This is a genomic window from Flavobacterium aquiphilum (genome assembly GCF_027111335.1).
Taxonomy (GTDB): domain Bacteria; phylum Bacteroidota; class Bacteroidia; order Flavobacteriales; family Flavobacteriaceae; genus Flavobacterium; species Flavobacterium aquiphilum.
Genome location: NZ_CP114288.1, coordinates 399,964 through 423,648 on the forward strand (window position 1 = coordinate 399,964; position 23,685 = coordinate 423,648).

Below are 23,685 nucleotides of genomic sequence, written 5' to 3' on the forward strand. Positions count from 1 at the left end.
ATTTCTAAATTATTTAGTTAGCTCTGATTAATTTTCTGCTTTTCCTGGGGTCCAATCGGTAATTTTTGGAGTTACTACATTTCCGCTTTTCAACAGGGAAGTTCCACCAAGAGCCACTTTATCATTAGCTGTTAATCCATCAGTAACTATATAAGAATCTTTGTATGACGGACCAATTTGTATCATTTTAATATCTACTTTATTGTCATTGCCTAAGACATAAACCTGATAAAACCCTTGCATTTCGATAACCGAACGTTTTGGGATAACCAATGCAGATTTACGTACATCGGTTACAACATGAACCTTCACAAATTGTCCCGGTCTGATTAATCGGTCAGGATTGGCAAATGCGGCCTCCAAAGTCACGGCACCTGTTGAAGGATCTATTTGTCTGTCTGCAAAACTGATTTTCCCTTTTTCCGAATATTCAGATCCGTCAGACAATATCAAGGAAATTGATTTTCCCTCGCCTTTTAGGTTAGAATCTTTCTTGGTTATTTCCCTGAAAATACGAAGATACTCCTGTTCACTTATTGTAAAACGAACCCTAACATCGCCTAAATCCGAAACTGTATTTAAAACAGAAGCAGCACCTGGACGAACATAATCCCCTACCCTAACTTTTGATATTCCGATCAATCCCGAAATTGGGGCAACAACTCTGCAATAACCTAATTCTATTTTTGAATTTTCTAAATTGGCAGTAGCCGCCTTTATGGAAGCGGTAGCTGCGCTGTACGCCGATTTTGCTGCAATTAATTCTCTCTGGCTGACAGCATTCATCTTAGCCAATGGCACCATCATGTCGTAATCTGATTTGGTTTTGGCTAATCTAGCCTGCATTTCTGCCAAATTTGCCTCCGATTCATGTACTTTTTCCTGAAACGGCAACGGATCAATCGTATATAATAATTGTCCTTTGGTTACCAAACTACCTTCCTTGAAATTGAGGCTTTCGATAACCCCGTCAACCCTAGGGTTAATCTCAATATCCGACTGTCCAAAAGTCTGTCCGGTAAATTCCGATTCAAGACGTACATCCTGCTGGAGGACTTTTACTACCGAAATCTCCAATGGCTTGGCTTCCGGTGCTACTTCCTTCTTACAAGAGAAAAAAAATGGGGGGAGGACTAAAACGAAAAATAATATTTTAATCTTTTTCAACGTATTCATAAAATTATTATTAAAGTTAATAGAAATAAAATACTGATTTAAACTTTTAAATGGTAGGAAATTACAAAAAACAAACGAATAATTCACTGCAACTACCAAAAAAATCAACTATTTACGATTATTTTTAGTTTACCCAACAAATTCTTCAATTATTTTTTTAATAAAAAAATACTGCTTTTGTTTTTTTGCTAAATTAGTAGGTTGGATTCTAAAATCACTCAATTGTAAGAAAGCCTTAATTGTTTTTAACCTGCATCACTATTTACTAACACCAAACTTCAAGATTATGTCTAAGTCAAATAAAAAAGAGCTCAATGAATTTGAGGAAAAACTAATTGACCTTACTACTTTAAGCAAAAAAGAACTGATACAAAGAGCCAAAAAATTTTCAAAACAATATTGTGTTGGTGATGGAGACGATTTCAAGCTTAAAGATTGCGAAACCAAAGCGAGTTTCAATTTGGGCGAAGAAGGAAAACCATTGGTAAACCAAACCCTACAAATGGGTGTCGATGCCTTGGCTGCCATGCAAGATGTATTATACGCCCAAGACAAATGGTCACTGCTGCTTATTTTTCAGGCTATGGATGCTGCTGGCAAAGATGGGACCATCAAACATGTGATGTCTGGGGTAAATCCACAAGGATGCCAAGTTTCTTCTTTCAAGGCACCGAGTTCCGAAGATTTGGACCATGATTTTTTATGGCGATGCCAAAAACATTTGCCAGAACGGGGACGCATCGGAATATTCAACCGTTCCTATTATGAAGAAGTACTGGTAGTGCGCGTACATGAGCAAATTCTGAAAGGACAGAAGATTCCCCAAAAACTGATTACCAAAGACATTTGGGAAGAGCGTTTTCAGGATATTCGAAACTTCGAAAAATACCTGAACCGAAACGGAACCATAGTTCTCAAATTTTTCCTTAATGTTTCCAAAAAAGAACAAAAGAAACGTTTCATAGAACGTGTTGACGATCCGGACAAAAACTGGAAATTCAGTGCCGCCGACGCCAAAGAAAGAGGCTACTGGGACGACTACATGGATGCCTATCAGGATTTAATTAAAAACACCTCGACCAAAAAATCCCCTTGGTACGTGATTCCTGCCGATAATAAATCCTATGCCCGTATTGCAATAGCATCGGCAATTATCACGGCATTGGAAGAAATGGATTTAGAATACCCAAAAGTGAGCGCCGAAAAAATCGCGGAATTACAAGCCGTTAAACAAGCTTTGCTTGACGAAAAAGATTAATTTTAGTAATTAGTGACTAGTAATTGGTAATTAGCTTATTTAGAAATATTTCAAAAGAAGCTAATCACTAATTACTGATTACTTTAAAAAAGCTAATCACTATTATGGCTCCTAAACTTTTACCCTCAGCCGACTGGATTAAAAAATACAAAACAAAAACCCTCAAAAGCGACTTTACAGCCGGTATTACACTGGCCGCTTACGGTATTCCGGTCTCTTTGGCCTATGCCACACTTGCAGGACTACCTCCGCAATACGGAATTTATGGTTACCTCATTGGCGGAATCTTTTATGCTTTATTGGGAACAAGCAGGCAACTCGCCATTGGACCAACATCGGCAATTTCTTTGTTGGTAGGTACCACTATTGCCAATTTAGCCAACGGCGATGCTCAACGCTGGGCCGACATTGCCTCGCTCACTGCTTTGGTATTTGCAGGAATGGCTATCCTCGCTTATCTATTGCGTTTGAGCGGTATCATCAATTTTATCAGCGAAACTGTTTTGGTCGGATTCAAAGCAGGAGCCTGTCTAACGATTGGTTTGACACAATTGCCCAAATTATTTGGCATAAAAGGCGGAGGCGACAATTTTCTGGAACGCATCATGACTATTTTTCAACAGCTTCCTGACATGAATACTGCAGTTTTTATTTTTGGTATTACTGCCATAATCATATTAATTGTTGGCGAAAAAGTGGCTCCCGGACGTCCTGTTGCTATTTTGATAGTCGTTTTATCAATAATACTCATTTCGATTACACCTTTGGGACATGATGGATTCAGTACCGTAGGAACAATACCAACAGGTTTACCTGAATTTCATTTACCCTCACTTCGGATTAAGGATGTTGATGGTGTATTACCCCTCGCCATGGCCTGTTTTCTGTTATCTTATATCGAAAGTGTTTCGGCAGCAAGGACTTTGGCACAAAAAAACGGATACGTGATAGATCCACGTCAAGAATTATTGGCTCTTGGAGTTGCCAATGCCGCCGTTGCAATTGGACAAGGCTATCCCGTTGCAGGTGGATTGTCACAGTCTGCAGTGAATGATACGGCTGGAGCCAAAACCCCCATGTCATTGGTTTTTGCTTCGGGCGCAATTGCGATTTGTCTATTGTTTTTAACCGGATTTCTTCAAAATTTACCGACAGTGATTTTGGCATCCATCGTTCTGGTAGCAATAAGAGGGCTTTTTGATATAAAAGAACTCAAACACTTGTATAAAATAAACAAACAAGAATTTGGCGTTGCCATGATCGCGCTTGTGGGCGTACTTATTTGGGGAATATTGACAGGTGTTTTGTTTGCTGCTATGGTAACTTTATTGTTGCTGATAAAAGCGGCCTCAAAACCTAATGTGGCATTCCTTGGCAGAATTCCCGGCACCAAACGCTACACCGACATGGAAAGACATCCTGAAAACGAAAAGATTGAAGGCGTACTGATTGTTCGCATTGAGTCCTCGATTTTTTACTTTAATGCCGAATACATCAAAGAATGTATTTGGGAAAAAATATACACCGAAGCCGATTCTTTAAAAACGGTAATCCTGGATCTAAATTCCTCTCCAAGCATCGATATTTCAGGAGCACGTTTTTTAAAACATCTTTTTTTTGATTTGAAAGCCAAACATATTACGCTGCAAATTGCCGAAGCCCGCTCCGAAGTACGTGATATGCTACGAACTGAAAATCTGGAAGCTTTATTGGGACACATCAGCCGTTTTGTTTCGGTAGATGATTTGGTGGTCCGTGCGCTTCAAAAAGAGTAACATTTTCAATGGTAATAAGAAATTCAACAAAATTATAATTGGTTTAAGCTATCCCAAAGTTCCAAGTATTTCAACCGATTCAAAAAATAGAAATCCAAGCTAGAAGCGTTAGGAAAAATAATCAGAAAGTGATATTTGTCATTTACAGCCCCAAAAACCAACATTATCTTTGCCCGAAAAATACCGAAATTTAGGTTGGTAGATTTCGCTTTTGGCTCAACTAATAAGTGTGGGCGATAATCCAATAGTGCAAATTTATTTACCAAGAATAATTTTAAATCAAATGCAAGAAACATTACACAACACCCAAGGACGAACAATCGCTTACATAGATTATAGTGATGACAACACAATTTATTTGTGGAATGGAACTCCAACTGGATATTTAGATTCAGATAATAGAATTTATGGATTCAACGGAAAACATTTAGGATGGTATGAGGATGGAATATTATGGGACTTAAATGGTAACCGAACGGGATTTAACAAACAATCACTTCCTGTTTTTGCAAAATTTGGACCTTTTAAAAGTTTTAAGCAATTCAAACCCTTTAAAAGTTTTAAAGAATTCGCAAAGTACAAACCTTTAAAAAGTAACGCTTGCAGTGATTCCGATCTTTCTAATTATTTGATGTTAGGAATAAACTAATTAACTCAAACGGTCGGTTTTAGATTAAATTTCTCTGTGTCACATAGCGGTAACAAATCGTTACCACAAAGAGAGCTTACAAAACAAGTATTTACTATAAAAACAAGAATGCCATTTCAATACCTGATTGGCTTTCTTGTTTTTATAACCTTGCTACATTTTTAGTCAACTATTATTTTTTTTACTTTTTTAATGAAGATAAAAAAGCAAAAGATAGCGAAAATAGGATCCATCTTCTTGAAAATCCTGAAAGTTTTAGCTCCAAAAAACAAATAGTATTCGCTTTCAAAAGCTGATAAATCATAATATTCCACTAATCCGCATTTGAAAATCACAAAAGTTCACTAATTTTGCGCCCGATTTCGAACCAACAATATCGGAATCAAATATATTTTCTAAACTTAAAATCGTTTATAGCATGCAACTGTACAACACTTTAAGCGCAGAAGAAAGAGCCATTCTAATTGATGATGCCGGTAAACAACGACTTACGTTGTCTTTCTATGCGTATGCCAAAATTCAAGATCCTAAAAAATTTCGCGACGATTTATTTGTAGCCTGGAACGCACTCGATGCTTTAGGCCGAATTTATGTTGCCAACGAAGGCATCAATGCCCAAATGAGTATTCCTGCCGAAAATTTGGAGGCTTTTAGAGCGACTCTAGAAGTTTATGATTTCATGAAAGGCATACGGTTGAACGAAGCGGTAGAACATGATGATCATTCGTTTTTGAAACTGACCATCAAAGTACGTCATAAAATCGTTGCTGACGGTTTGAACGACGATACTTTTGATGTAACCAATATAGGCGTTCACCTGAAAGCCAAAGAATTCAACGAAATCCTTGATGATCCCAACACGATTGTAGTAGATTTTAGAAATCACTACGAAAGCGAAGTCGGACATTTTAAAGGCGCCATCACTCCCGATGTGGAAACTTTCAGAGAGAGTTTGCCGATTATCAACGAACAACTTCAAAACCACAAAGAGGATAAAAACCTGGTAATGTACTGCACTGGAGGTATTCGTTGTGAAAAAGCAAGTGCTTATTTCAAACACCAAGGTTTTAAAAATGTTTTCCAATTAGAGGGTGGAATTATCAACTACGCCAAACAGCTTAAAGAAGAAGGTCTTGAAAGCAAATTCATTGGTAAAAACTTTGTGTTTGATAATCGTCTGGGCGAAAGAATTACCGATGATATTATTTCCCAATGTCACCAATGCGGGAAACCTTGCGACAACCACACCAATTGCGAAAATGACGGATGCCATCTATTGTTTATCCAATGTGATGACTGCAAAGCAGCTATGGAAAACTGCTGTTCTACAGAATGTCTTGATATTATTCATTTGCCTTTGGTTGACCAAGTGCGTTTGAGAACCGGAAAACAAGTGGGTAACAAAGTTTTCAGAAAAGGAAAATCCGAAAATCTGAAATTTAAACATTCCGGTGAGTTGCCAAATGATGCTTTAGCAACAAGTGAAAAACCCGCGGATATTCGTCAAAAAATAAAAGTTAAAAAAGTGCTTCTTGGTAAAGCGGAACATTTTTACGTTAAAGCGAGCGTTGGTCAATTTACTATTGAAAACCACGAACTGAACAGCGGAGACAAAATCTTAATCTCCGGACCAACAACCGGTAATCAGGAATTGATTTTGGAAAAAATTATCGTAAACGGAGCTGAAACTGCAACGGCTAAAATTGGCGATAAAGTTACTTTTGAAGTTCCTTTCAGAATTAGATTGTCGGATAAAATATATAAAATTTTAGAATAATTTATCATGACAACACCAAACAAAATAGAACTCATGGCTCCCGCTGGGAACTTTGAGTCATTACAAGCAGGACTTGACAATGGAGCTGATTCCGTTTATTTCGGCGTAGAGCAATTGAACATGCGCGCACGTGCCACGGTAAATTTTACAATGGATGATTTACCTGAAATCGCCCGCCGTTGCGAAGAAAAAAACGTTAGAAGTTATTTGACGCTGAACACCATCATTTACGACCATGATTTATCTGTCGTAAAAACCTTGTTGAATAAGGCAAAAGAAGCCAACATCACAGCCGTAATCGCCTCCGACCAAGCCGTAATTGCGATGGCGAGAGGAATTGGAATGGAGGTTCATATTTCGACACAATTGAATATTACCAATATCGAAACCATCAAATTCTACAGCCTTTTTGCCGATACGATGGTTTTGAGCCGTGAATTGAGTTTGCGACAAGTAAAAAAAATCACAGAACAAATCGAGAAAGAACAAATCAAAGGGCCAAACGGCAAATTGGTAGAAATTGAAATTTTTGGTCACGGCGCATTGTGTATGGCTGTTTCGGGGAAATGCTATTTGAGTTTGCATTCGCACAACTCATCGGCAAACCGCGGTGCCTGCAAACAGAACTGCCGTAAAAAATACACCGTTATTGACCAAGAAACCGGTTTTGAAATCGAATTGGACAACGAATATATGATGTCTCCAAAAGATTTATGTACGCTAGATTTTCTAGATCAGGTAATCGATTCGGGCATTCAAGTATTGAAAATTGAAGGCCGAGGCCGTGCTCCTGAATATGTGGCCACCGTAATCAAAACCTATCGCGAAGCAATTGACAGTTATTTCGAAGGTACTTTTACCAAAGAAAAAATTGCCGTTTGGATGGAAGACTTGAACACTGTTTACAATCGCGGTTTTTGGTCGGGATATTATCTGGGTCAGGAATTGGGCGAATGGAGCGATGTTTCGGGATCAATGGCGACGCAGAAAAAAGTCTATGTGGGGAAAGGAACCCATTTTTTCCCAAAAGCGGAAATTGGACAATTCAAAATCGAAGCTTACGATATTAAAATTGGCGATAAAATATTGGTAACCGGTCCAAGCACTGGAGCGCAAGAAATGGTTATTGAAGAAATGTATGTAAATGATACCATTGCTGAAAAAGCTACCAAAGGTGACGATTGTACTTTCAAACTGCCGTTCAGAATCCGAATGTCCGACAAATTATACAAGATAGTAGAAGCCTAATGGTTATTGTAACGTTACAAAGGGACAAATGCATTGGGTGCAACTATTGTGTGGAAATGGCGCCTGTTCAATTTCAAATGTCTAAAAAAGACGGAAAATCGGTGTTGATTAAAAGTGTAAACGCTAAAGGTTTCTTCACTTTGAAATCACCCGACCACACTATAGTTGAAAGTTGTGAATTAGCAGCCAAAGCCTGTCCGGTGAAAATTATTACGGTAAAGGAAACCTAGAAAACATTTTTCATTTATTCAAACAAAAAAAGTGGCTGTTCATTTAATTTGAACAGCCACTTCTATTTTAAACTCTGCTAAGCAGACACTATTGTTATTCTTTTTTCAAAGCTCTGGCGGCTTCCATTTCAAGATCACTATATTTCTCTTTGCCTGTGCTTACAGTTACAAAAGCAATTTCTCCGCCTTCAAATTCACCTGGAGAACTGTACAATTTACTAACTGGATCTCCACTGTCATAACCCACACAAAGACCATCACCTACAAGGGTAAATTTACCTACTTGCGCTTTCATACTTCCTGAAGCTACTTCTTTCTCGTTTACATACAGTTTAGCCGTACCAATGGATTCATTGTGCTCACCTGCTTTTTCTTTGATAAACTCCATTCCAACAGTAAATTTACCCACTTTTACGGGTTCTGAAGACACTAATTGTTGTTCCGTAATTCCAAGGAAATTATACACATAATACAATTTGTGATCTTTGATAAACAAGGAGTGACCACCAAAACGAGATCCGTGAGCGAAAATAACCCCAGAAGCATTAGCATCCTTAATCTCAACATTGGCAATAATTTTATATGATTTTCCTCTAACATTTACGGCCACCGCTTCGGGTACTGAACTGGTATGAGGATAATAGGTATAACTGTCTTTTTCTGCTTCTTCCTTCGGACGTTCAACAGTTAAAATTTGAGTTGCAGTTCTATCGTCCAATGGATAGGCATTATTTTTCTTGGCTTCTTCATCATACACTTTTTTCAAAGCTTCTAATTTGTCCGGGTTTTTCTTGGCCAAATCAACCGATTCAGAACGATCTACATCTACGTGATACAATTCCCATTTATCTTGATCAAATTTTCCTTTGTCAGTAAGTGGTGCGTGTACGGCTACCGCTTTCCAACCGTCTTGCCAAATAGCGCGTGTTCCCAACATCGTGTAATATTGAATGTGCTTTTGAGTTGGTGTATCTGGTGTTGCATCGAACGTATATTTCATCGAAACTCCTGATAATGGATATTGTTCCACTCCTTTATAGACTTTTGGCATTTCAACTCCAACAATTTCAAGAATGGTAGGAACAATGTCTACAGCGTGGTGGTATTGGTTACGCACTTCTCCTCTTGCCTTAATTCCTTTTGGCCAAGTGATGGTCAACGGACACTCTGTTCCTCCAGCGTAGTTAGAATAACGTTTGAACATTTTGAAAGGAGTTGACAAAGCGGCTGCCCATCCTGTTGGATAATGCTCGTAAGTATTTGGACCACCCAACTCGTCAATTAACTTCATATTCTCTACCAAATCATCTGGATAACCATTGAAGAATTTATTTTCATTGACAGAACCACTTGGACTTCCTTCGCCTGAAGCTCCATTATCTGAAGCATACATAATAATAGTGTTTTCATACTGTCCCGTCGCTTTCAAATGATCGATGATACGCCCAATTTGAACATCGGTATATTCTGAAAATGCGGCATACACTTCACACAAACGAGAAAATAATTTCTTTTCGTCTGGAGTCAGTTTATCCCAAGGACGAACAAAATCACCCGGTGCTGCCTGATCGGCAGGCATTGGATTAAAATTCGTTAATTTAGTATCTTTTGGTAAAATTCCTTTTTCAATCATTCTAGGCAAAACCCACTTTCTATACGCATCATATCCATCGTCAAACTTCCCTTTGTATTTTGCGATATAATCTGCTGGCGCTTGGTGCGGGGCGTGATTCGCGCCCGGACAAAACCACATAAACCAAGGTTTGGAAGGGTTGGCCGATTTTTGGTCGCTAATCATTTTGATGGCCTGATCGGCTAAATCTTTGGACAAATGGTATCCTTTTTCTGGGCCATAAGGTTGTTCGATAGCGTGATTATCTTCAGTCAAATCAGGATAAAACTGATTGGTTTCTCCACCAATAAATCCATAAAAACGGTCGTATCCCTGTTGCAGTGGCCATTGACTTTTATTGGCTCCAGCCGAAAGATCGGTTTCCGGCACATTGTGGTCTTTTCCTAACCAAAAAGTACTCCAGCCGTTATCATTCAGGATTTGTGCCATTGTTGCCGCTTGAGGTGGCAATTGACAGCTATATCCCGGAAAACCGTTAGCTCCTTCAGTAATAGAACCCATTCCGTTCAAATTGTGGTTACGCCCGGTATTGATACAAGAACGTGTTGGCGAACAAAGCGCAACGGTATGCCATTGGGTATAAGTTAAACCATCTGCCGCCAGTTTATCCATCGTTGGCATATTGATTCTTCCTCCATAAGGTGACCAGGCTGCTAATCCAGTATCATCATACAAAATGAATAAGATGTTAGGAGCTCCTTCGGGTGCTTTTTTTCGAACGAATGGTGTCCAGTCTGCGGTGGATTCCCGTACGTCTTGTTTGACAACACCTTTGAATGCAGGTGTTTTTTCCTGACCATTACCACTAAAAGCCACTAGTGCAATTACCGCCAGAAACAGTGATTTGATTTTGGTTTTCATTATAATTGGTTTAAAATTTGATAGATAAATATCTGGCGAATTACAAACGAAATTGCCAATTGAGGTTAAAAGGCATTGAGAATATAAGGCAACTGTCACAATTCAATTATCTGCCATTTTACTTTTGGGTTAGTAAACATAATAAAAATAAAAGTCTTGGTTATGACTAGTGCTGGCTTCAAAATATTGACTTTTGAATAACTTAAACAAAAAAATGCTTTAGTCTAAGTTTTTCAAGGGTTTAGGATTTTTTTTAGGAGAATTTATTTTGTTTTGAAATATAATTTAGGACAAAAAACATACATTTGTTCTTAAATTTTTCAAATTCTATGAATTACTCTTTGTCGGAATTGCTGTCTTATTTTGGGGGATTTTTGGGTCTTTTGCTTTTCATTGTAACCTTATCCTCGTGTAAAAAAAGCGCCATCAAATATAGCCTTGCATTGTTTTTAATAGTTTGGTCAGCCGTAATGGTTTTGGGAGCCTTAATTTATTCTGGAAAAGTAATTCATTTTATACATATTTTCAGACTTGATAGTCCAATGCATTTTTTGCTGGGTCCAACGGTATATCTTTTTACACTTTCGCTGCTCAATCCCGAATTTAGATTAAAAAAAAGCTACTTGTTCCATTTGTTGCCGTTTATACTAAATGGCATCTATTTTTTACCCTTTTATTTAAATACTGCCGAATTCAAAATAGATAACTATGAACATTTAATAGCCAAGGGAAGCGTCATAATGCCCATACAATATCTATTAAAAACCATCAGTATGTCAGCTTATTTTACAGCACAGCTTTTCCTGTACAAGAAATATCAAAAAAGTAAATCCAGCACTTACCAAGTATCTTGGTTCATACTTTATTTTACTAGTCAATTTATTCTAACAACGGGAAGCTTGATCGATCATTTTTCGGGATTACATTATTTTGGGGATCCTTATCGATTTGCAATCAACATAATTACCTTTTTCTTGTATAGCATAATGATAGGATTGCTTTTCTTTCCTAGTTTACTATATGGAAATAGGATTATTGAAAAGGAAACAAAAGAAAAATACAGCCACTCCAAACTTTCAAACGAAGTAAAAGAAACCATTTTATGCCAATTGAATGACTATATGAAGGGAAATGACAAACCCTATTTAAACGAAAATCTTCAGTTGGATGACATTGCAAAGATGCTAAAAGCAAGCTCACAACAGGTTTCTCAAGTAATCAATGAAAAGATGGGCTTCAATTTCAACGACTTTGTAAATGCACATCGCATTGATGAAGCCAAAATGATGCTCTTGTCGGATTCCTACTCCAACATCACCATTGATGCCATAGCGCAAAAATCAGGATTTCGATCTAAATCCGCTTTTTACACCGCATTTAAAAAACATACCGGCAACACGCCAAAGGAATATATTGCCAATACTGCCGCGCATTCCAGCTAATATAAAAACATCCTTTTTTTCGTATTATAACCTTCTATTTTCTTTGGCATAATTTTATGATTTTTGGGAGATTTTTGCTCTTGTTGCATAAACCAAAAAAATAGTATCTTTACCCATTAAACCTAATACGAACTTAAATTGCATTTTTTGCAATACTACATATAGCATTATGGCATGTACAAGTTGTTCAACCTCTGATGGTGGCGCACCAAAGGGTTGCAAAAATAATGGGACTTGCGGCACCGACAGCTGCAATAAATTAACGGTTTTTGACTGGCTTTCCAATATGAGTTTACCCAATGGAGAGGCTCCTTTTGACTGTGTCGAAGTCCGTTTTAAAAATGGCCGAAAAGAATTTTACCGCAATACAGAAAATCTAACTTTGAGCATGGGCGATATAGTGGCAACTGTCGCTTCACCTGGTCATGACATTGGAATTGTGACACTTACAGGAGAATTGGTAAAAATTCAAATGAAGAAAAAAGGCGTCAATCCTTACAGTAATGAAGTCCCGAAAGTATATCGAAAAGCTACTCAAAAAGACATCGATATTTGGACTACAGCCCGAAACAAGGAAGAACCTATGAAAGTTCGTGCACGCGAACTGGCGATTGCACAAAAACTCGAAATGAAAATTTCGGATATTGAATTTCAAGGCGATGGTTCAAAAGCTACTTTTTATTATACTGCCAATGACAGAGTCGATTTCAGGCTATTAATCAAAGATTTTGCCAAAGAATTCAGCACCAGAGTCGAGATGAAGCAAGTAGGTTTCCGCCAAGAGGCTGCTCGTTTGGGCGGAATTGGTTCTTGCGGAAGAGAATTATGCTGTTCGACTTGGCTAACGGATTTCAGAAGCGTAAATACTTCGGCGGCTCGTTACCAACAACTGTCCCTAAACCCACAAAAACTTGCCGGTCAATGCGGAAAATTGAAGTGCTGTTTAAACTACGAACTAGACACTTATATGGATGCCTTGAAAGACTTTCCTGAGTTTGACACCAAATTAATTACCGAAAAAGGAGATGCTGTTTGTCAAAAACAAGACATTTTTAAAGGACTGATGTGGTTTGCCTATACTAATAATTTTGCCAACTGGCATGTCTTAAAAATTGATCAGGTTAAAGAAATCATTGCCGAAAACAAACTGAAAAACAAAGTTTCTTCTCTGGAAGACTACGCTATCGAGGTAATTTCAGAACCAGAACAAAATTTCACCAATGCAATGGGTCAAGAAAGTTTAACACGTTTTGACCAACCAAAGAAAAAGAAAAAACCAAATAAAAAACCAAGACCTGCAGGTGACAAAGCAACTGCAGCTGTCCCTAACAATGCGAGCAAACCCGCTCCTCAAAAAAACAATTCGGCTAACAATACCAATACGGTAGCACAGGAAAATCCAAATAAAGAAAATTCAAACAATAATAACGGTAATCGTAACCGAAACCGAAATAACAATCGCAAAAAAAACAACAGCAACCGCACAGCTTCTTCTGAGAACAAACCGGAACAGCCTAAAAAACCAATAATCAATAAAAAAAATGAGAATAAAGAATAGTCTTTTGCTGCTTTTTGTGGCAGTACTCCTTTTTTCCTGTGATAAAAAAAGGGTTTTTGACGAATATAAATCTGTGGGAAGCGCTTGGAATAAAGACAGTATCGTTACTTTTGATTTACCCGTTTTGGATTCTACAAAAAAATATGATTTGTATGTGAATTTAAGAGACAACAACAATTACAAATACAATAATATCTTTCTGATCGTGTCGTTAGAAACTCCAAATGGCTATACCAAAGTAGACACATTGGAATACCAAATGGCTGAACCCGACGGGACATTGTTAGGTAATGGTTTCACCGACATCAAAGAAAGTAAACTCTATTACAAAGAAAATGTCCGTTTTAGAGGAAAATACAAAGTACATATCAAACAAGCGGTAAGAGAAAACGGAAAAGTCCCTGGTGTTGATTACTTGGACGGTATTACCGAGGTAGGTTTTAGAATAGAAAAAAAAGATTAAAACACGATTATGGCTACAAAAAAAAGTAACGCTCAAACAAAAAACATCGAAAAAGATGTTAAATACTATGCCAGAAAATTTTGGAAAATTTACTTTTATGGATTGGGAGGAATTGCTTTATTTTTCCTGTTTGCCTCTTGGGGTTTTTTCGGATCCATGCCTTCATTTGAAGATTTGGAAAATCCGGATTCCAATCTAGCCACCGAGATCATCTCTTCTGACGGAGTTGTTCTTGGAAAATATTTCAAACAAAACCGCTCACAATTAAAATATTCTGATCTACCTAAAAACTTTGTTAATGCTCTTGTAGCTACCGAAGATGCCCGTTTTTACGAGCATTCAGGAATTGACGGAAGAGGAACTTTGAGAGCCATCGCCAGTTTGGGAACCAGTGGAGGAGCCAGTACGTTGACTCAGCAATTGGCCAAACAATTATTCCACGGTGAAGGATCTAAATTTTTACCATTTAGAATTATACAAAAAGCCAAAGAATGGATTATCGCCATTCGTTTGGAAAGACAATACACCAAAAACGAAATCATTGCGATGTACTGCAACGTATATGATTTTGGTAACTATTCTGTTGGAGTAAGCTCCGCCGCAAAAACCTATTTCTCCAAAGAACCAAAAGATTTAACCATAGACGAATGTGCTATTTTGGTCGGTATGTTCAAAAACTCCGGACTTTACAATCCTGTAAAAAATCCGGTTGGGGTAAAAAACCGTAGAAATGTGGTGCTTTCGCAAATGGAAAAAGCAAACCTCATCACCGAGGACCAAAAACATCAATTGCAAAGCCTTCCTATTACATTACATTTCAAATTAGAAAGCCACAGAGAAGGAACTGCCACTTATTTTAGAGAATTCCTTCGTGATTACATGAAAAAATGGGTGGAAGAAAACAAAAAACCTGATGGTTCCGACTACGATATTTACAAAGACGGTCTTAAAATCTACACCACAATCGATTCAAGAATGCAGGCTTATGCCGAAGAAGCTGTTGCTGCTCACATGGCCAACATGCAGGAAGAATTTTTTATTCAAAATAAAGAAAACAAAAATGCTCCTTTCATAAACATCACTGAAGCGGAAACTCAACGTATTCTTAACCAGGCCATGAAATCGTCTCATCGATGGGAAGTCTTGAAAGAACAGGACAAAAGCGACGAAGAAATCATAAAAACTTTCCATGAAAAAACCAAAATGACGGTTTTCACTTGGAAAGGCGAACGAGACACCATAATGACACCAATGGATTCCATACGCTATTACAAACACTTTCTACAAGCGGGCGTTATGTCGATGGAACCACAAACAGGTAATATTAAAGTTTGGGTTGGAGGTATCAACTACAAATATTTCCAATACGACCACGTAGGACAAGGAGCAAGACAAGTAGGTTCGACCTTTAAGCCTTTTGTATATGCAACTGCGATAGAGCAATTGAACATGTCGCCTTGCGATTCCATACTTGATGGTCCATTCATGATACGCAAAGGTCGTCACCACGTAACGGAGGATTGGGAACCTAGAAACTCCGACAACAACTACCGCGGAATGGTTACCTTAAAGCAAGCTTTGGCTTATTCGATCAATACCGTTTCGGCAAAATTAATTGACAAAGTTGGTCCAGAAGCAGTAGTTGAATTAACCCATAAACTAGGTGTGAAATCCGAAATCATCAACCAACCTTCCATCGCTTTAGGAGCCGTAGAAATTACCGTAGAGGACATGGTAGCTGCCTTCAGTACATTTGCAAATCAGGGAGTTTATACCAAACCACAGTTCTTAACCAAAATCGAGAACAAAAGCGGGGAAGTTATCTACGAACCAATACCAGAATCCCATGACGTTTTGAACAAAGACATCGCCTTTGCCGTAATTAAATTATTGGAAGGAGTAACCGAATCTGGTTCTGGGGCAAGATTGAGAACACAAAACGGAGGAAACGGAGACAAACGCTGGACAGGATATCCATACATGTTCAAAAACCCGATTGCAGGAAAAACAGGAACTTCACAAAACCAATCCGATGGTTGGTTCATGGGAATGGTGCCTAACCTTGTAACAGGTGTTTGGGTAGGATGCGAGGATCGTTCAGCGCATTTCAAAAGCCTTACTTACGGACAAGGAGCAGCAATGGCCTTACCTATTTGGGGATATTTTATGAACAAATGTTATGGCGACCCTAGCTTGACTATTTCCAAAGAAGATTTCGAAAGACCTAAAAACCTTTCTATCAAAGTGGATTGTTACGCTCCAAGAGCAGCCGTAGTTAAAGATTCTACTGCAACTCCAGAACAAGACACTGAAGAATTCTCATTATAAGAACAGCAAGCCGACAGTACGTTTTTTAAAAACATTTACGTCGTCAGTTCACTAACGCTCGTGTGGGCGTGCCACCATAAAAGAAAGGGACCTACTCACCAACTCGGTGATTCGGTCCCTTTCTTTTATGCTGTCGGGCTATACACGCTACAAGGTAGCTAGTTTCTATCCCTCACGCGGGCGAAAACAAAAAGCAAAAGGCAAACCATAAACTTTGCCCTCTAAACTTCAAAAAATGTACTTATTTTACTAAATTTACTTTATCCATTCGTTTTTCTCAATTGCTGTTTATTTTTTGACACAATAAATAAAAATACTTCATAATAAAACCGAAATGTTCTACTTTTGAAAATAATTACGAAATCGATATAGTTGTAAAAAGAATATTTATGATTAACAAAAAAGTAAATACAGTTCAGGAAGCCCTTCAAGGAATCGAAAACGGAATGACCATCATGTTCGGTGGCTTTGGACTGTGCGGCATCCCCGAAAATTCCATTGCCGAAATGGTTCAAAAAGGAACCAAAAATCTAACCTGTATTTCCAACAATGCCGGAGTAGATGATTTTGGGCTTGGTTTGCTTTTGCAAAAAAAACAAATCAAAAAAATGATTTCTTCCTACGTGGGTGAAAATGCCGAATTCGAACGTCAAATGCTTTCCGGTGAATTGGAAGTTGACCTCATCCCACAGGGAACTTTAGCCGAAAGATGCCGGGCTGCTCAGGCCGGAATCCCAGCTTTCTTCACACCTGCAGGCTACGGAACTGAAGTAGCAGAAGGTAAAGAAGTTCGCGAATTCAATGGTAAAATGCACATTATGGAGCACGCTTTCAAAGCTGATTTTGCTATCGTAAAAGCATGGAAAGGGGACGAAGCGGGAAATCTTATTTTTAAAGGAACTGCCAGAAACTTTAATGCTTGTATGGCTGGAGCCGGAAAAATCACCATTGCCGAGGTTGAAGAACTAGTTCCAGTTGGGACTTTAGACCCTAATCAGATTCATATTCCTGGAATTATGGTGCAGCGCATCTTCCAGGGAGAAAAATTCGAGAAAAGAATTGAACAACGAACTGTGAGACAACGTCAATAATTAGAGAATGATTTTGAATCGTTCAATTATCAAATCACTTTAACTATGGAATTATCACATTAACTCATTAAAAAGGTATGTTAACAAAAGAAGATATAGCTAAGCGAATTGCGAAAGAAGTAAAAGACCGGTATTTTGTAAACTTAGGAATCGGAATTCCCACTCTCGTTGCTAACTACGTTCGGGAGGATATTACGGTAGAATTTCAGAGTGAAAATGGAGTTCTGGGGATGGGACCTTTTCCTTTTGCAGGAGAAGAAGACGCTGATATTATTAATGCGGGAAAACAAACCATAACAACATTGCCGGGAGCCAGTTTCTTTGATTCGGCTTTCAGTTTCGGGATGATTCGTAGTAAAAAAGTTGATTTAACAATTCTTGGCGCTATGGAAGTTTCGGAAAATGGAGATATTGCCAACTGGAAAATCCCTGGAAAAATGGTAAAGGGAATGGGCGGTGCGATGGATCTTGTTGCATCGGCCGAAAATATTATCGTGGCGATGATGCATGTCAACAAAGCCGGCGAATCCAAAATATTAAAAAAATGCACCTTGCCGCTAACAGGCGTAGGATGCGTCAAAAAAGTAGTAACCGAATTGGCCGTTTTAGAAATTACCCCAAAAGGATTTAAACTATTGGAACGAGCACCAGGAGTTTCTGTAGAACACATCATAGCTTCCACGGAAGCCAACCTAATCATCGAAGGCGAAATTCCTGAAATGATAATTGACTAATTATTCAATCTGATTTATCTCCAAAACAAACCGTAGGAATTTCACTTTCTGCTTAAAAATACTCTGCTCCTATCTATTTAAAAATTAATACAATTAAACAATTCATTAACATATAATTTGTAATCTTTTTAAATTTTTATTTATATTTGTTAGAAACAAACAAACATAGAAATTATGAAAAAATTTACTTTACTACTTATCAGTTTTTTATTTTCGGCAGGTATGATGGCCCAAGATAGAGGATCAGTTATTCTTGATCTACACGGAAGTTACACTTTTTCTAACAACGTAAACTTTGATTACGGACATATCAAAATTGGAGATGGTTTTACATACGGTGGAGGATTTGAATTTTTCCCGCAAAAAAACTCTTCTGTAGAGCTTAAATATTTAAGACTTGACACTAACATGAAAATTGATGTACCAGGTACCAACGACGATAGAAGTGGTAATGGAGCATTCAACTATATCTTAATTGGAGGTAACCATTATTTTGATAGTGGAAATAATGCAGTTCCTTATTTAGGTGGTGGTCTTGGTATGGCGATTACTGAAGGTCCATATGGTGGAAGTGACACTAACTTTGCCTGGGAAATCAAAGGAGGGGTTAAAATCAAAACTAAATCTAGCGTTTCTGTAAGCCTTCAAGCTAATCTTATATCAACAGTTGCACCTGCCGGTACTGATACTTACTGGGGTTATTGGGGGCCAATTGCTGTACAGGATTACGCTTATTCTTATCAATTTGGCCTAGGAGCTATTATTGGATTTGATTTAAAATAAAAAACAAACAACAAACATAGAAAAGCAACTCAATCGAGTTGCTTTTTTTATTCCCAATAGTGAACAAACTACCTCATTAATCATCATTTTCACCGCAATAATTTGAATGGAAACCTTAAGTATCATACTTTTGAGGAATTGATTTGGATATGAAAAAAAATATTTCCTTTTATGTAATGCACATTTGCTTGTGCTTCACATTTCTATTTTTACCGTATGCATTTTCTTCAAGTGGGAGTATTTTCAATTTACCAAATTTGACCAATAACCCACATGATAGGATATACTTTTTTATCTATTTTTTGCTGCTGTTATTCTTCTATTTCAATTATTATATTTTAATCCCAAAGATTTATTTCAAAGAAAAACAGATTCGGTATGTCGCGATTCTAGTTTTGTTTTTACTATTCTTTCTTTGGATTTCAAGGGTTTTTGACACACCTGAAACCAACTTCCTTGATTTCAGATCGCCAAAATCTTTTCCTTCACACAAAATGCATCCGCTAAAACCGGGAGAATTTAATCATCCAAATGACCCACTCTCTCATCAAAAACCACATCATGGATTAAATGGACTAAATCATTTTGGTGGTCCGCCCACACAATACAACCATACTATTTTGGTTTATCTCATTGGTGTTATTTCAAGTTTGTTCATTGCCATAAAAACCCGCTTGCAAAAGGTGGAAGAAGATAAAATGAAATCGGAATTGTCATTTTTAAAAGCGCAGATCAATCCGCATTTTTTATTCAATACCCTAAACAGTATTTATTCATTAGCTATAAAAAAAGATGACAAAACCGCCGATGCCGTGGTACAGTTATCTGAACTGATGCGGTATATCATTACAGATGCCAACGATGACCTTATCGCTCTGGAAAAAGAAATCAATTACATCAACAATTATGTGCTGTTGCAAAAAACCAGATTGGGAAACACTGTAACCGTTAACTATTCTGTTGATGGAAGTCCAATTGGAAAAGCCATTACGCCCCTTATTCTAATTTCATTTATTGAAAATGCCTTTAAACACGGAGTCAATCCAAATGAGAATTCAGAAATTTGCATCCGAATCGATATTGTTGAAGATTATTTGACTTTATTCGTTTCCAACAACAAAGTGCAATCCATTAAATCCGACAACGGAATCGGTTTGCAAAACACTATAGAAAGACTTGCCCTTTTGTACCCCAATAATCACGTATTGTCTATTGATGACAACCAAAAAATGTATCTGGTAAATTTAACCATAAAAGTAGGATGATAAAAGCCATAGCACTTGATGATGAACCGCCTGCTCTCGATATTTTAGAAAGCTTTTGCGCTAAAATCGATACCGTCGATTTGCAAAAGACTTTTACAAAATCGGAGGATGCATTCAAATATTTGAAAAAATACCCAGTTGATTTGCTGTTTTTAGACATCAATATGCCTGCTATTTCCGGACTTGATTTCTACAAAAAATTGCCAAACAAAATCATGGTTATATTCACTACTGCCTATTCTGAATATGCAGTTGAAGGATTTACCTTGAGCGCCACCGATTATCTTTTGAAGCCTTTCTCTTTTTTCCGTTTTGAACAGGCTGTGGAAAAGGCTTATGCGCAATGGAAACTGCAAAACCAAAACCCCGAACAGCAATATCTTTTTATTCGTGCCGATTATAGTTTGATAAAAATCCTACTTTCGGATATTTTATTCATCGAAGGACTGGATGATTATCTAAAAATACACATTCAAAATCAAAAAACAATTGTCGCCAGAATGACGATGAAAGCGCTGTTGCAAAAGCTTCCAGAAACCGAATTTATAAGGGTACATCGCTCGTTTATTGTTGCGATTTCCAAAATAGACAAAGTCAGAAACAAAATAATTTACATAAATGAGGAGGAGATTCCGGTAAGCGCAAGCTACGAAACTACTTTTTTTGCTTTGCTTAACAAACAATAACACAACACTTTTAGTTAAAAAAAGACATTTTTACCCTATTTACCTCTTAAATTCTTAGTATTACCTCATAAATTTTAATGCATTTATGAGTTTAAATACTTTTACAATCGTAACCTAAAAATTGTATTTAGTATGGACAGAAAAGATTTTTTAAGAGGATTGGGTTTAGTGGGATTGGGGGCGTTGACCATTCCGGCAATTAAGGCCTGTAGTAGTGGCGATGACGATTCATCATCATCTTCGTCAGCATCCGACACAACCCAAGCGACAGACACGGGGGGAACTTCCTCAAGTGATACCTGTTCCGTAACCGCAACGGAGACGGAGGGACCTTTTCCGACAAAAACACCGGGATCGCTAGTTACCTCAAACATTGTCAGCGACAGAACGGGGGTGGGTTTTAAGATAAACATTTACATAAAAAACACTAAGGCCAACTGTGCCGCACTCGCAGGGGCCATTGTCGATATCTGGCACTGCGACAAGGACGGTTACTATTCGGAGTACGGAGGGACATCGATGCAGAGTGCCAATTTTACGACGGTGCATTTCCTTAGGGGAAGACAAACCACCGATGCCAACGGATTGGTTCAATTTACCTCAATTTTTCCCGGATGGTACAGCGGAAGGGCTACGCACATACACGTTCATATATACAACGCTTCGGGCACATCGTTGTTGGTAACTCAAATCGCATTCCCTGAAGGTTCAGGAAGTGCCGTGGCTTTGGTAAACGCTTCGAGTGCAAATGGATATACCAAAGGACTTTCTGGATATACCTATAATTCCACCGACAACGTGTTTTCTGATGGCGTTTCCAATGAAATGTCGACCGTAACAGGAAGCGTTGCAGAGGGTTTTGTTTTGACGCATACAATAAACGTAGCCAGTTAAGAATTTTGTTCAATTTTAATGTCAAAAAGATGATCAAACAAACACCTGCTCAAATTTTCAAATCCGATTTAAGGGGTGTTTTTAAATCGGATGCTTTTCAAAAGTTATCGACTTTCAATTTTGAAACCTATCAAGATTCGTCCCGAAAGCCGTTTGGTACTTTAAAAATTTTGAATGAAGTTACATTGGCCCCTTTGCAAAAAACGTCTGTATCCATTAATGTCAATGCAGAAATCATTCTTCTGCCTCTTTTTGGCGGAATAGATTATAAAGACAATTTGGGCAATTCCGATTTCATTAGAATCGAACAGATAAAACACCTATCAGTCGAAAAAGGAATGTCGCTTGAAATTTCCAACACTTATGATTCGGAAAATGTAAGTTATCTGGAAATTTGGTTTTCTGCCAAAACGCACAATTTTAAAGGGACTTCCAATCGATTTGATTTTGATTTTTCTGAAAGAAACAAAATAAGGCCAATTTTCGAGCTTTCTAATACGATTGGCTCTATTGGTGTCTATGATGGAAGAAAAGAAGGTTTTTATGCCCTTAAAAGCGTTTTAAACGGTGTTTTTGTTTTTGTCATCAGTGGAGCATTTGAAGTAGAAAACATTCTTCTTCAGGAAAAAGACGGTTTGAGCTTAAAAAGCACCGAAAATATTGAATGGGAAGCCCTTTCGGAAAACGCCATTTTATTATTATTTGAAGTTCCAATAGAAAATTTGTAACCCCATGCATAACGCCAAAATTAGACTAGCCTATAGAATTGTGATTGACAGCAATTCAACCTTTCTTTGGGATAAATATGTTTGGGAAGATACATTCAAAGAGTATTTAATGCAAAATCAGCAATTCAACTCAAAGGAAAATCCAAAAAACACTTTCCGGGAACTATTGACCGAAAACGAAAAAGCGGTTCAATTGCATTATTTGGTTGGTATTGCCGCAAATGGCTATGTAGAACAACTTAAGGAAAACTTCCATAGGGTTACTGATGTGCTGGGAAATAATTATTTTCCGTTTGTAAACTATCAGTTGGACATTATCAATACTGACATTACAGACCAATCAAAACACAAAATAGGGATTACTTTCTTCTCTCCCATTTTAACATTAATCGATATTATCGAGGGCAATTATTTGGTTTCAAAAAACAATGATGAAAATAATGGATTCGAAACTTTGATGTTCCCCATTCAGCCTCGTTTATCGATATGTAATTACCATAAAACCACTTAGCCAAAATATATTTAAAAAAAGGACTGTCCAAAAGGACAGTCTCTCTCTAAAATTAAGATTAAAAAAGAATTAAAAAGCGAATTAATAAGTATAAGCGATTGCCTTTAGGTTATCCTTTTTGTTTGAAGTAATCACGATAAATTGATAGCCTTTTTTGGCGGCGTTTTGTTTTAAACTGTTTTCCCCCATTTCGGATAATGTCCATCTTGTTTCTCCTTTGGCAACGCCGAGATAACTCCTTAAATCTTCGGACTTCTTCAAACCAATTGCCTCCGATTCCTTCAAGACAATTACTTTTTTGTAATCTGGTTTTTCAGTTAAATTTATCTTTTCGGATACGACTTTCGAATGATTTTTGGATTTTTCATTCAATTGTGCCACAGCATAACGGCTTATTTTGTGCTGTTCAGAGCTATTTGGCAACGAATAATGAATCAAATTATTTTCGATTTTTATAAAATTGGCTTCTAATTTCTCGCCATTGTGTTTAACAATTTCGTGTGTTTGCGCAAAAAGTTGTGCAGCAAACAATACAGCTATTGCAGTTATAATATTTTTCATTTTTGGATGTGTTTATTGAGCCACAATACAATTG

21 protein-coding genes are annotated in these 23,685 nt (G+C 37.6%); 18 read left to right on the forward strand and 3 right to left on the reverse strand.

Features of this window, described 5'->3' with window-relative positions; genetic code table 11:
• Positions 1 to 27 precede the first annotated feature (27 nt).
• Entirely contained in the window at positions 28 to 1,176 is a 1,149-nt protein-coding gene (locus OZP12_RS01505; protein WP_281227291.1) for an efflux RND transporter periplasmic adaptor subunit, read from the reverse strand.
• A gap of 286 nt (positions 1,177 to 1,462) precedes the next feature.
• Between OZP12_RS01505 and OZP12_RS01510 the strand changes: the two genes are divergently transcribed.
• From OZP12_RS01510 to OZP12_RS01535, 6 genes are all read left to right on the forward strand, one after another.
• A complete protein-coding gene (locus OZP12_RS01510; protein WP_281227292.1) occupies positions 1,463 to 2,434 on the forward strand; it encodes a polyphosphate kinase 2 family protein in 972 nt (323 codons plus the stop codon).
• Positions 2,435 to 2,538: 104 nt separating this feature from the next.
• Entirely contained in the window at positions 2,539 to 4,209 is a 1,671-nt protein-coding gene (locus OZP12_RS01515) for a SulP family inorganic anion transporter (protein WP_281227293.1), read from the forward strand.
• 283 nt (positions 4,210 to 4,492) lie between these two features.
• Complete coding sequence (locus OZP12_RS01520; protein ID WP_281227294.1) at positions 4,493 to 4,858, forward strand: 4-fold beta flower protein; 366 nt, start codon at positions 4,493 to 4,495, stop codon at positions 4,856 to 4,858.
• Positions 4,859 to 5,276: 418 nt separating this feature from the next.
• Positions 5,277 to 6,635, forward strand: coding sequence for an oxygen-dependent tRNA uridine(34) hydroxylase TrhO (trhO, locus tag OZP12_RS01525; RefSeq protein WP_281227295.1), 1,359 nt, complete (start codon positions 5,277 to 5,279; stop codon positions 6,633 to 6,635).
• Between the two features lie 6 nt (positions 6,636 to 6,641).
• Positions 6,642 to 7,883, forward strand: coding sequence for a peptidase U32 family protein (locus OZP12_RS01530; protein ID WP_281227296.1), 1,242 nt, complete (start codon positions 6,642 to 6,644; stop codon positions 7,881 to 7,883).
• A complete protein-coding gene (locus OZP12_RS01535; protein WP_281227297.1) occupies positions 7,883 to 8,113 on the forward strand; it encodes a ferredoxin in 231 nt (76 codons plus the stop codon). Before OZP12_RS01530 ends, OZP12_RS01535 begins: the two co-directional genes overlap by 1 nt.
• A 94-nt stretch (positions 8,114 to 8,207) precedes the next feature.
• Here OZP12_RS01535 and OZP12_RS01540 read toward each other — a convergent pair whose 3' ends face one another.
• Positions 8,208 to 10,607, reverse strand: coding sequence for an arylsulfatase (locus OZP12_RS01540; protein ID WP_281227298.1), 2,400 nt, complete (start codon positions 10,605 to 10,607; stop codon positions 8,208 to 8,210).
• A gap of 329 nt (positions 10,608 to 10,936) precedes the next feature.
• Here OZP12_RS01540 and OZP12_RS01545 point away from each other — a divergent pair, with 329 nt between their 5' ends.
• From OZP12_RS01545 to OZP12_RS01600, 12 genes are all read left to right on the forward strand, one after another.
• Positions 10,937 to 12,049 carry an AraC family transcriptional regulator gene (locus OZP12_RS01545; RefSeq protein ID WP_281227299.1) on the forward strand — a complete coding sequence of 371 codons (1,113 nt, stop codon included), beginning with the start codon at positions 10,937 to 10,939 and terminating at the stop codon, positions 12,047 to 12,049.
• A 169-nt stretch (positions 12,050 to 12,218) separates the two neighbouring features.
• A complete protein-coding gene (locus OZP12_RS01550; protein ID WP_281227300.1) occupies positions 12,219 to 13,607 on the forward strand; it encodes a PSP1 domain-containing protein in 1,389 nt (462 codons plus the stop codon).
• Positions 13,591 to 14,070 carry a gliding motility lipoprotein GldH gene (locus tag OZP12_RS01555; protein ID WP_281227301.1) on the forward strand — a complete coding sequence of 160 codons (480 nt, stop codon included), beginning with the start codon at positions 13,591 to 13,593 and terminating at the stop codon, positions 14,068 to 14,070. The genes OZP12_RS01550 and OZP12_RS01555 overlap by 17 nt, the downstream gene beginning before the upstream one ends.
• A 9-nt stretch (positions 14,071 to 14,079) precedes the next feature.
• Complete coding sequence (locus tag OZP12_RS01560) at positions 14,080 to 16,398, forward strand: penicillin-binding protein 1A (protein ID WP_281227302.1); 2,319 nt, start codon at positions 14,080 to 14,082, stop codon at positions 16,396 to 16,398.
• A gap of 389 nt (positions 16,399 to 16,787) precedes the next feature.
• Positions 16,788 to 17,489, forward strand: a complete 702-nt coding sequence (locus OZP12_RS01565) for a CoA transferase subunit A (protein ID WP_281227303.1) — start codon at positions 16,788 to 16,790, stop codon at positions 17,487 to 17,489.
• Positions 17,490 to 17,566: 77 nt separating this feature from the next.
• Positions 17,567 to 18,223, forward strand: a complete 657-nt coding sequence (locus OZP12_RS01570) for a CoA transferase subunit B (protein ID WP_281227304.1) — start codon at positions 17,567 to 17,569, stop codon at positions 18,221 to 18,223.
• Positions 18,224 to 18,397: 174 nt separating this feature from the next.
• Positions 18,398 to 19,006, forward strand: coding sequence for an outer membrane beta-barrel protein (locus OZP12_RS01575; protein ID WP_281227305.1), 609 nt, complete (start codon positions 18,398 to 18,400; stop codon positions 19,004 to 19,006).
• Between the two features lie 149 nt (positions 19,007 to 19,155).
• Positions 19,156 to 20,271 (forward strand): sensor histidine kinase, encoded by a 1,116-nt coding sequence (locus OZP12_RS01580; RefSeq protein ID WP_281227306.1) that lies wholly within the window; start codon positions 19,156 to 19,158, stop codon positions 20,269 to 20,271.
• Complete coding sequence (locus OZP12_RS01585) at positions 20,268 to 20,957, forward strand: LytR/AlgR family response regulator transcription factor (RefSeq protein WP_281227307.1); 690 nt, start codon at positions 20,268 to 20,270, stop codon at positions 20,955 to 20,957. Before OZP12_RS01580 ends, OZP12_RS01585 begins: the two co-directional genes overlap by 4 nt.
• A 132-nt stretch (positions 20,958 to 21,089) precedes the next feature.
• Positions 21,090 to 21,851, forward strand: a complete 762-nt coding sequence (locus OZP12_RS01590) for a dioxygenase family protein (protein WP_281227308.1) — start codon at positions 21,090 to 21,092, stop codon at positions 21,849 to 21,851.
• A 29-nt stretch (positions 21,852 to 21,880) separates the two neighbouring features.
• Entirely contained in the window at positions 21,881 to 22,579 is a 699-nt protein-coding gene (locus OZP12_RS01595) for a pirin family protein (protein WP_281227309.1), read from the forward strand.
• Positions 22,580 to 22,583: 4 nt separating this feature from the next.
• Positions 22,584 to 23,090 (forward strand): hypothetical protein, encoded by a 507-nt coding sequence (locus OZP12_RS01600; protein ID WP_281227310.1) that lies wholly within the window; start codon positions 22,584 to 22,586, stop codon positions 23,088 to 23,090.
• Positions 23,091 to 23,171: 81 nt separating this feature from the next.
• On the opposite strand, the gene OZP12_RS01605 is transcribed toward OZP12_RS01600, so the two are convergent.
• Complete coding sequence (locus OZP12_RS01605; protein ID WP_281227311.1) at positions 23,172 to 23,651, reverse strand: hypothetical protein; 480 nt, start codon at positions 23,649 to 23,651, stop codon at positions 23,172 to 23,174.
• Positions 23,652 to 23,685 lie beyond the last annotated feature (34 nt).

Excerpts from the sequence above, each read along its gene's own strand:
- OZP12_RS01505 (WP_281227291.1), bottom strand. The coding sequence starts at position 1,176 with ATGAATACGTTGAAAAAGATTAAAATATTATTTTTCGTTTTAGTCCTC.
- OZP12_RS01510 (WP_281227292.1), top strand. The coding sequence starts at position 1,463 with ATGTCTAAGTCAAATAAAAAAGAGCTCAATGAATTTGAGGAAAAACTA.
- OZP12_RS01515 (WP_281227293.1), top strand. The coding sequence starts at position 2,539 with ATGGCTCCTAAACTTTTACCCTCAGCCGACTGGATTAAAAAATACAAA.
- OZP12_RS01520 (WP_281227294.1), top strand. The coding sequence starts at position 4,493 with ATGCAAGAAACATTACACAACACCCAAGGACGAACAATCGCTTACATA.
- trhO (WP_281227295.1), top strand. The coding sequence starts at position 5,277 with ATGCAACTGTACAACACTTTAAGCGCAGAAGAAAGAGCCATTCTAATT.
- OZP12_RS01530 (WP_281227296.1), top strand. The coding sequence starts at position 6,642 with ATGACAACACCAAACAAAATAGAACTCATGGCTCCCGCTGGGAACTTT.
- OZP12_RS01535 (WP_281227297.1), top strand. The coding sequence starts at position 7,883 with ATGGTTATTGTAACGTTACAAAGGGACAAATGCATTGGGTGCAACTAT.
- OZP12_RS01540 (WP_281227298.1), bottom strand. The coding sequence starts at position 10,607 with ATGAAAACCAAAATCAAATCACTGTTTCTGGCGGTAATTGCACTAGTG.
- OZP12_RS01545 (WP_281227299.1), top strand. The coding sequence starts at position 10,937 with ATGAATTACTCTTTGTCGGAATTGCTGTCTTATTTTGGGGGATTTTTG.
- OZP12_RS01550 (WP_281227300.1), top strand. The coding sequence starts at position 12,219 with ATGGCATGTACAAGTTGTTCAACCTCTGATGGTGGCGCACCAAAGGGT.
- OZP12_RS01555 (WP_281227301.1), top strand. The coding sequence starts at position 13,591 with ATGAGAATAAAGAATAGTCTTTTGCTGCTTTTTGTGGCAGTACTCCTT.
- OZP12_RS01560 (WP_281227302.1), top strand. The coding sequence starts at position 14,080 with ATGGCTACAAAAAAAAGTAACGCTCAAACAAAAAACATCGAAAAAGAT.
- OZP12_RS01565 (WP_281227303.1), top strand. The coding sequence starts at position 16,788 with ATGATTAACAAAAAAGTAAATACAGTTCAGGAAGCCCTTCAAGGAATC.
- OZP12_RS01570 (WP_281227304.1), top strand. The coding sequence starts at position 17,567 with ATGTTAACAAAAGAAGATATAGCTAAGCGAATTGCGAAAGAAGTAAAA.
- OZP12_RS01575 (WP_281227305.1), top strand. The coding sequence starts at position 18,398 with ATGAAAAAATTTACTTTACTACTTATCAGTTTTTTATTTTCGGCAGGT.
- OZP12_RS01580 (WP_281227306.1), top strand. The coding sequence starts at position 19,156 with ATGAAAAAAAATATTTCCTTTTATGTAATGCACATTTGCTTGTGCTTC.
- OZP12_RS01585 (WP_281227307.1), top strand. The coding sequence starts at position 20,268 with ATGATAAAAGCCATAGCACTTGATGATGAACCGCCTGCTCTCGATATT.
- OZP12_RS01590 (WP_281227308.1), top strand. The coding sequence starts at position 21,090 with ATGGACAGAAAAGATTTTTTAAGAGGATTGGGTTTAGTGGGATTGGGG.
- OZP12_RS01595 (WP_281227309.1), top strand. The coding sequence starts at position 21,881 with ATGATCAAACAAACACCTGCTCAAATTTTCAAATCCGATTTAAGGGGT.
- OZP12_RS01600 (WP_281227310.1), top strand. The coding sequence starts at position 22,584 with ATGCATAACGCCAAAATTAGACTAGCCTATAGAATTGTGATTGACAGC.
- OZP12_RS01605 (WP_281227311.1), bottom strand. The coding sequence starts at position 23,651 with ATGAAAAATATTATAACTGCAATAGCTGTATTGTTTGCTGCACAACTT.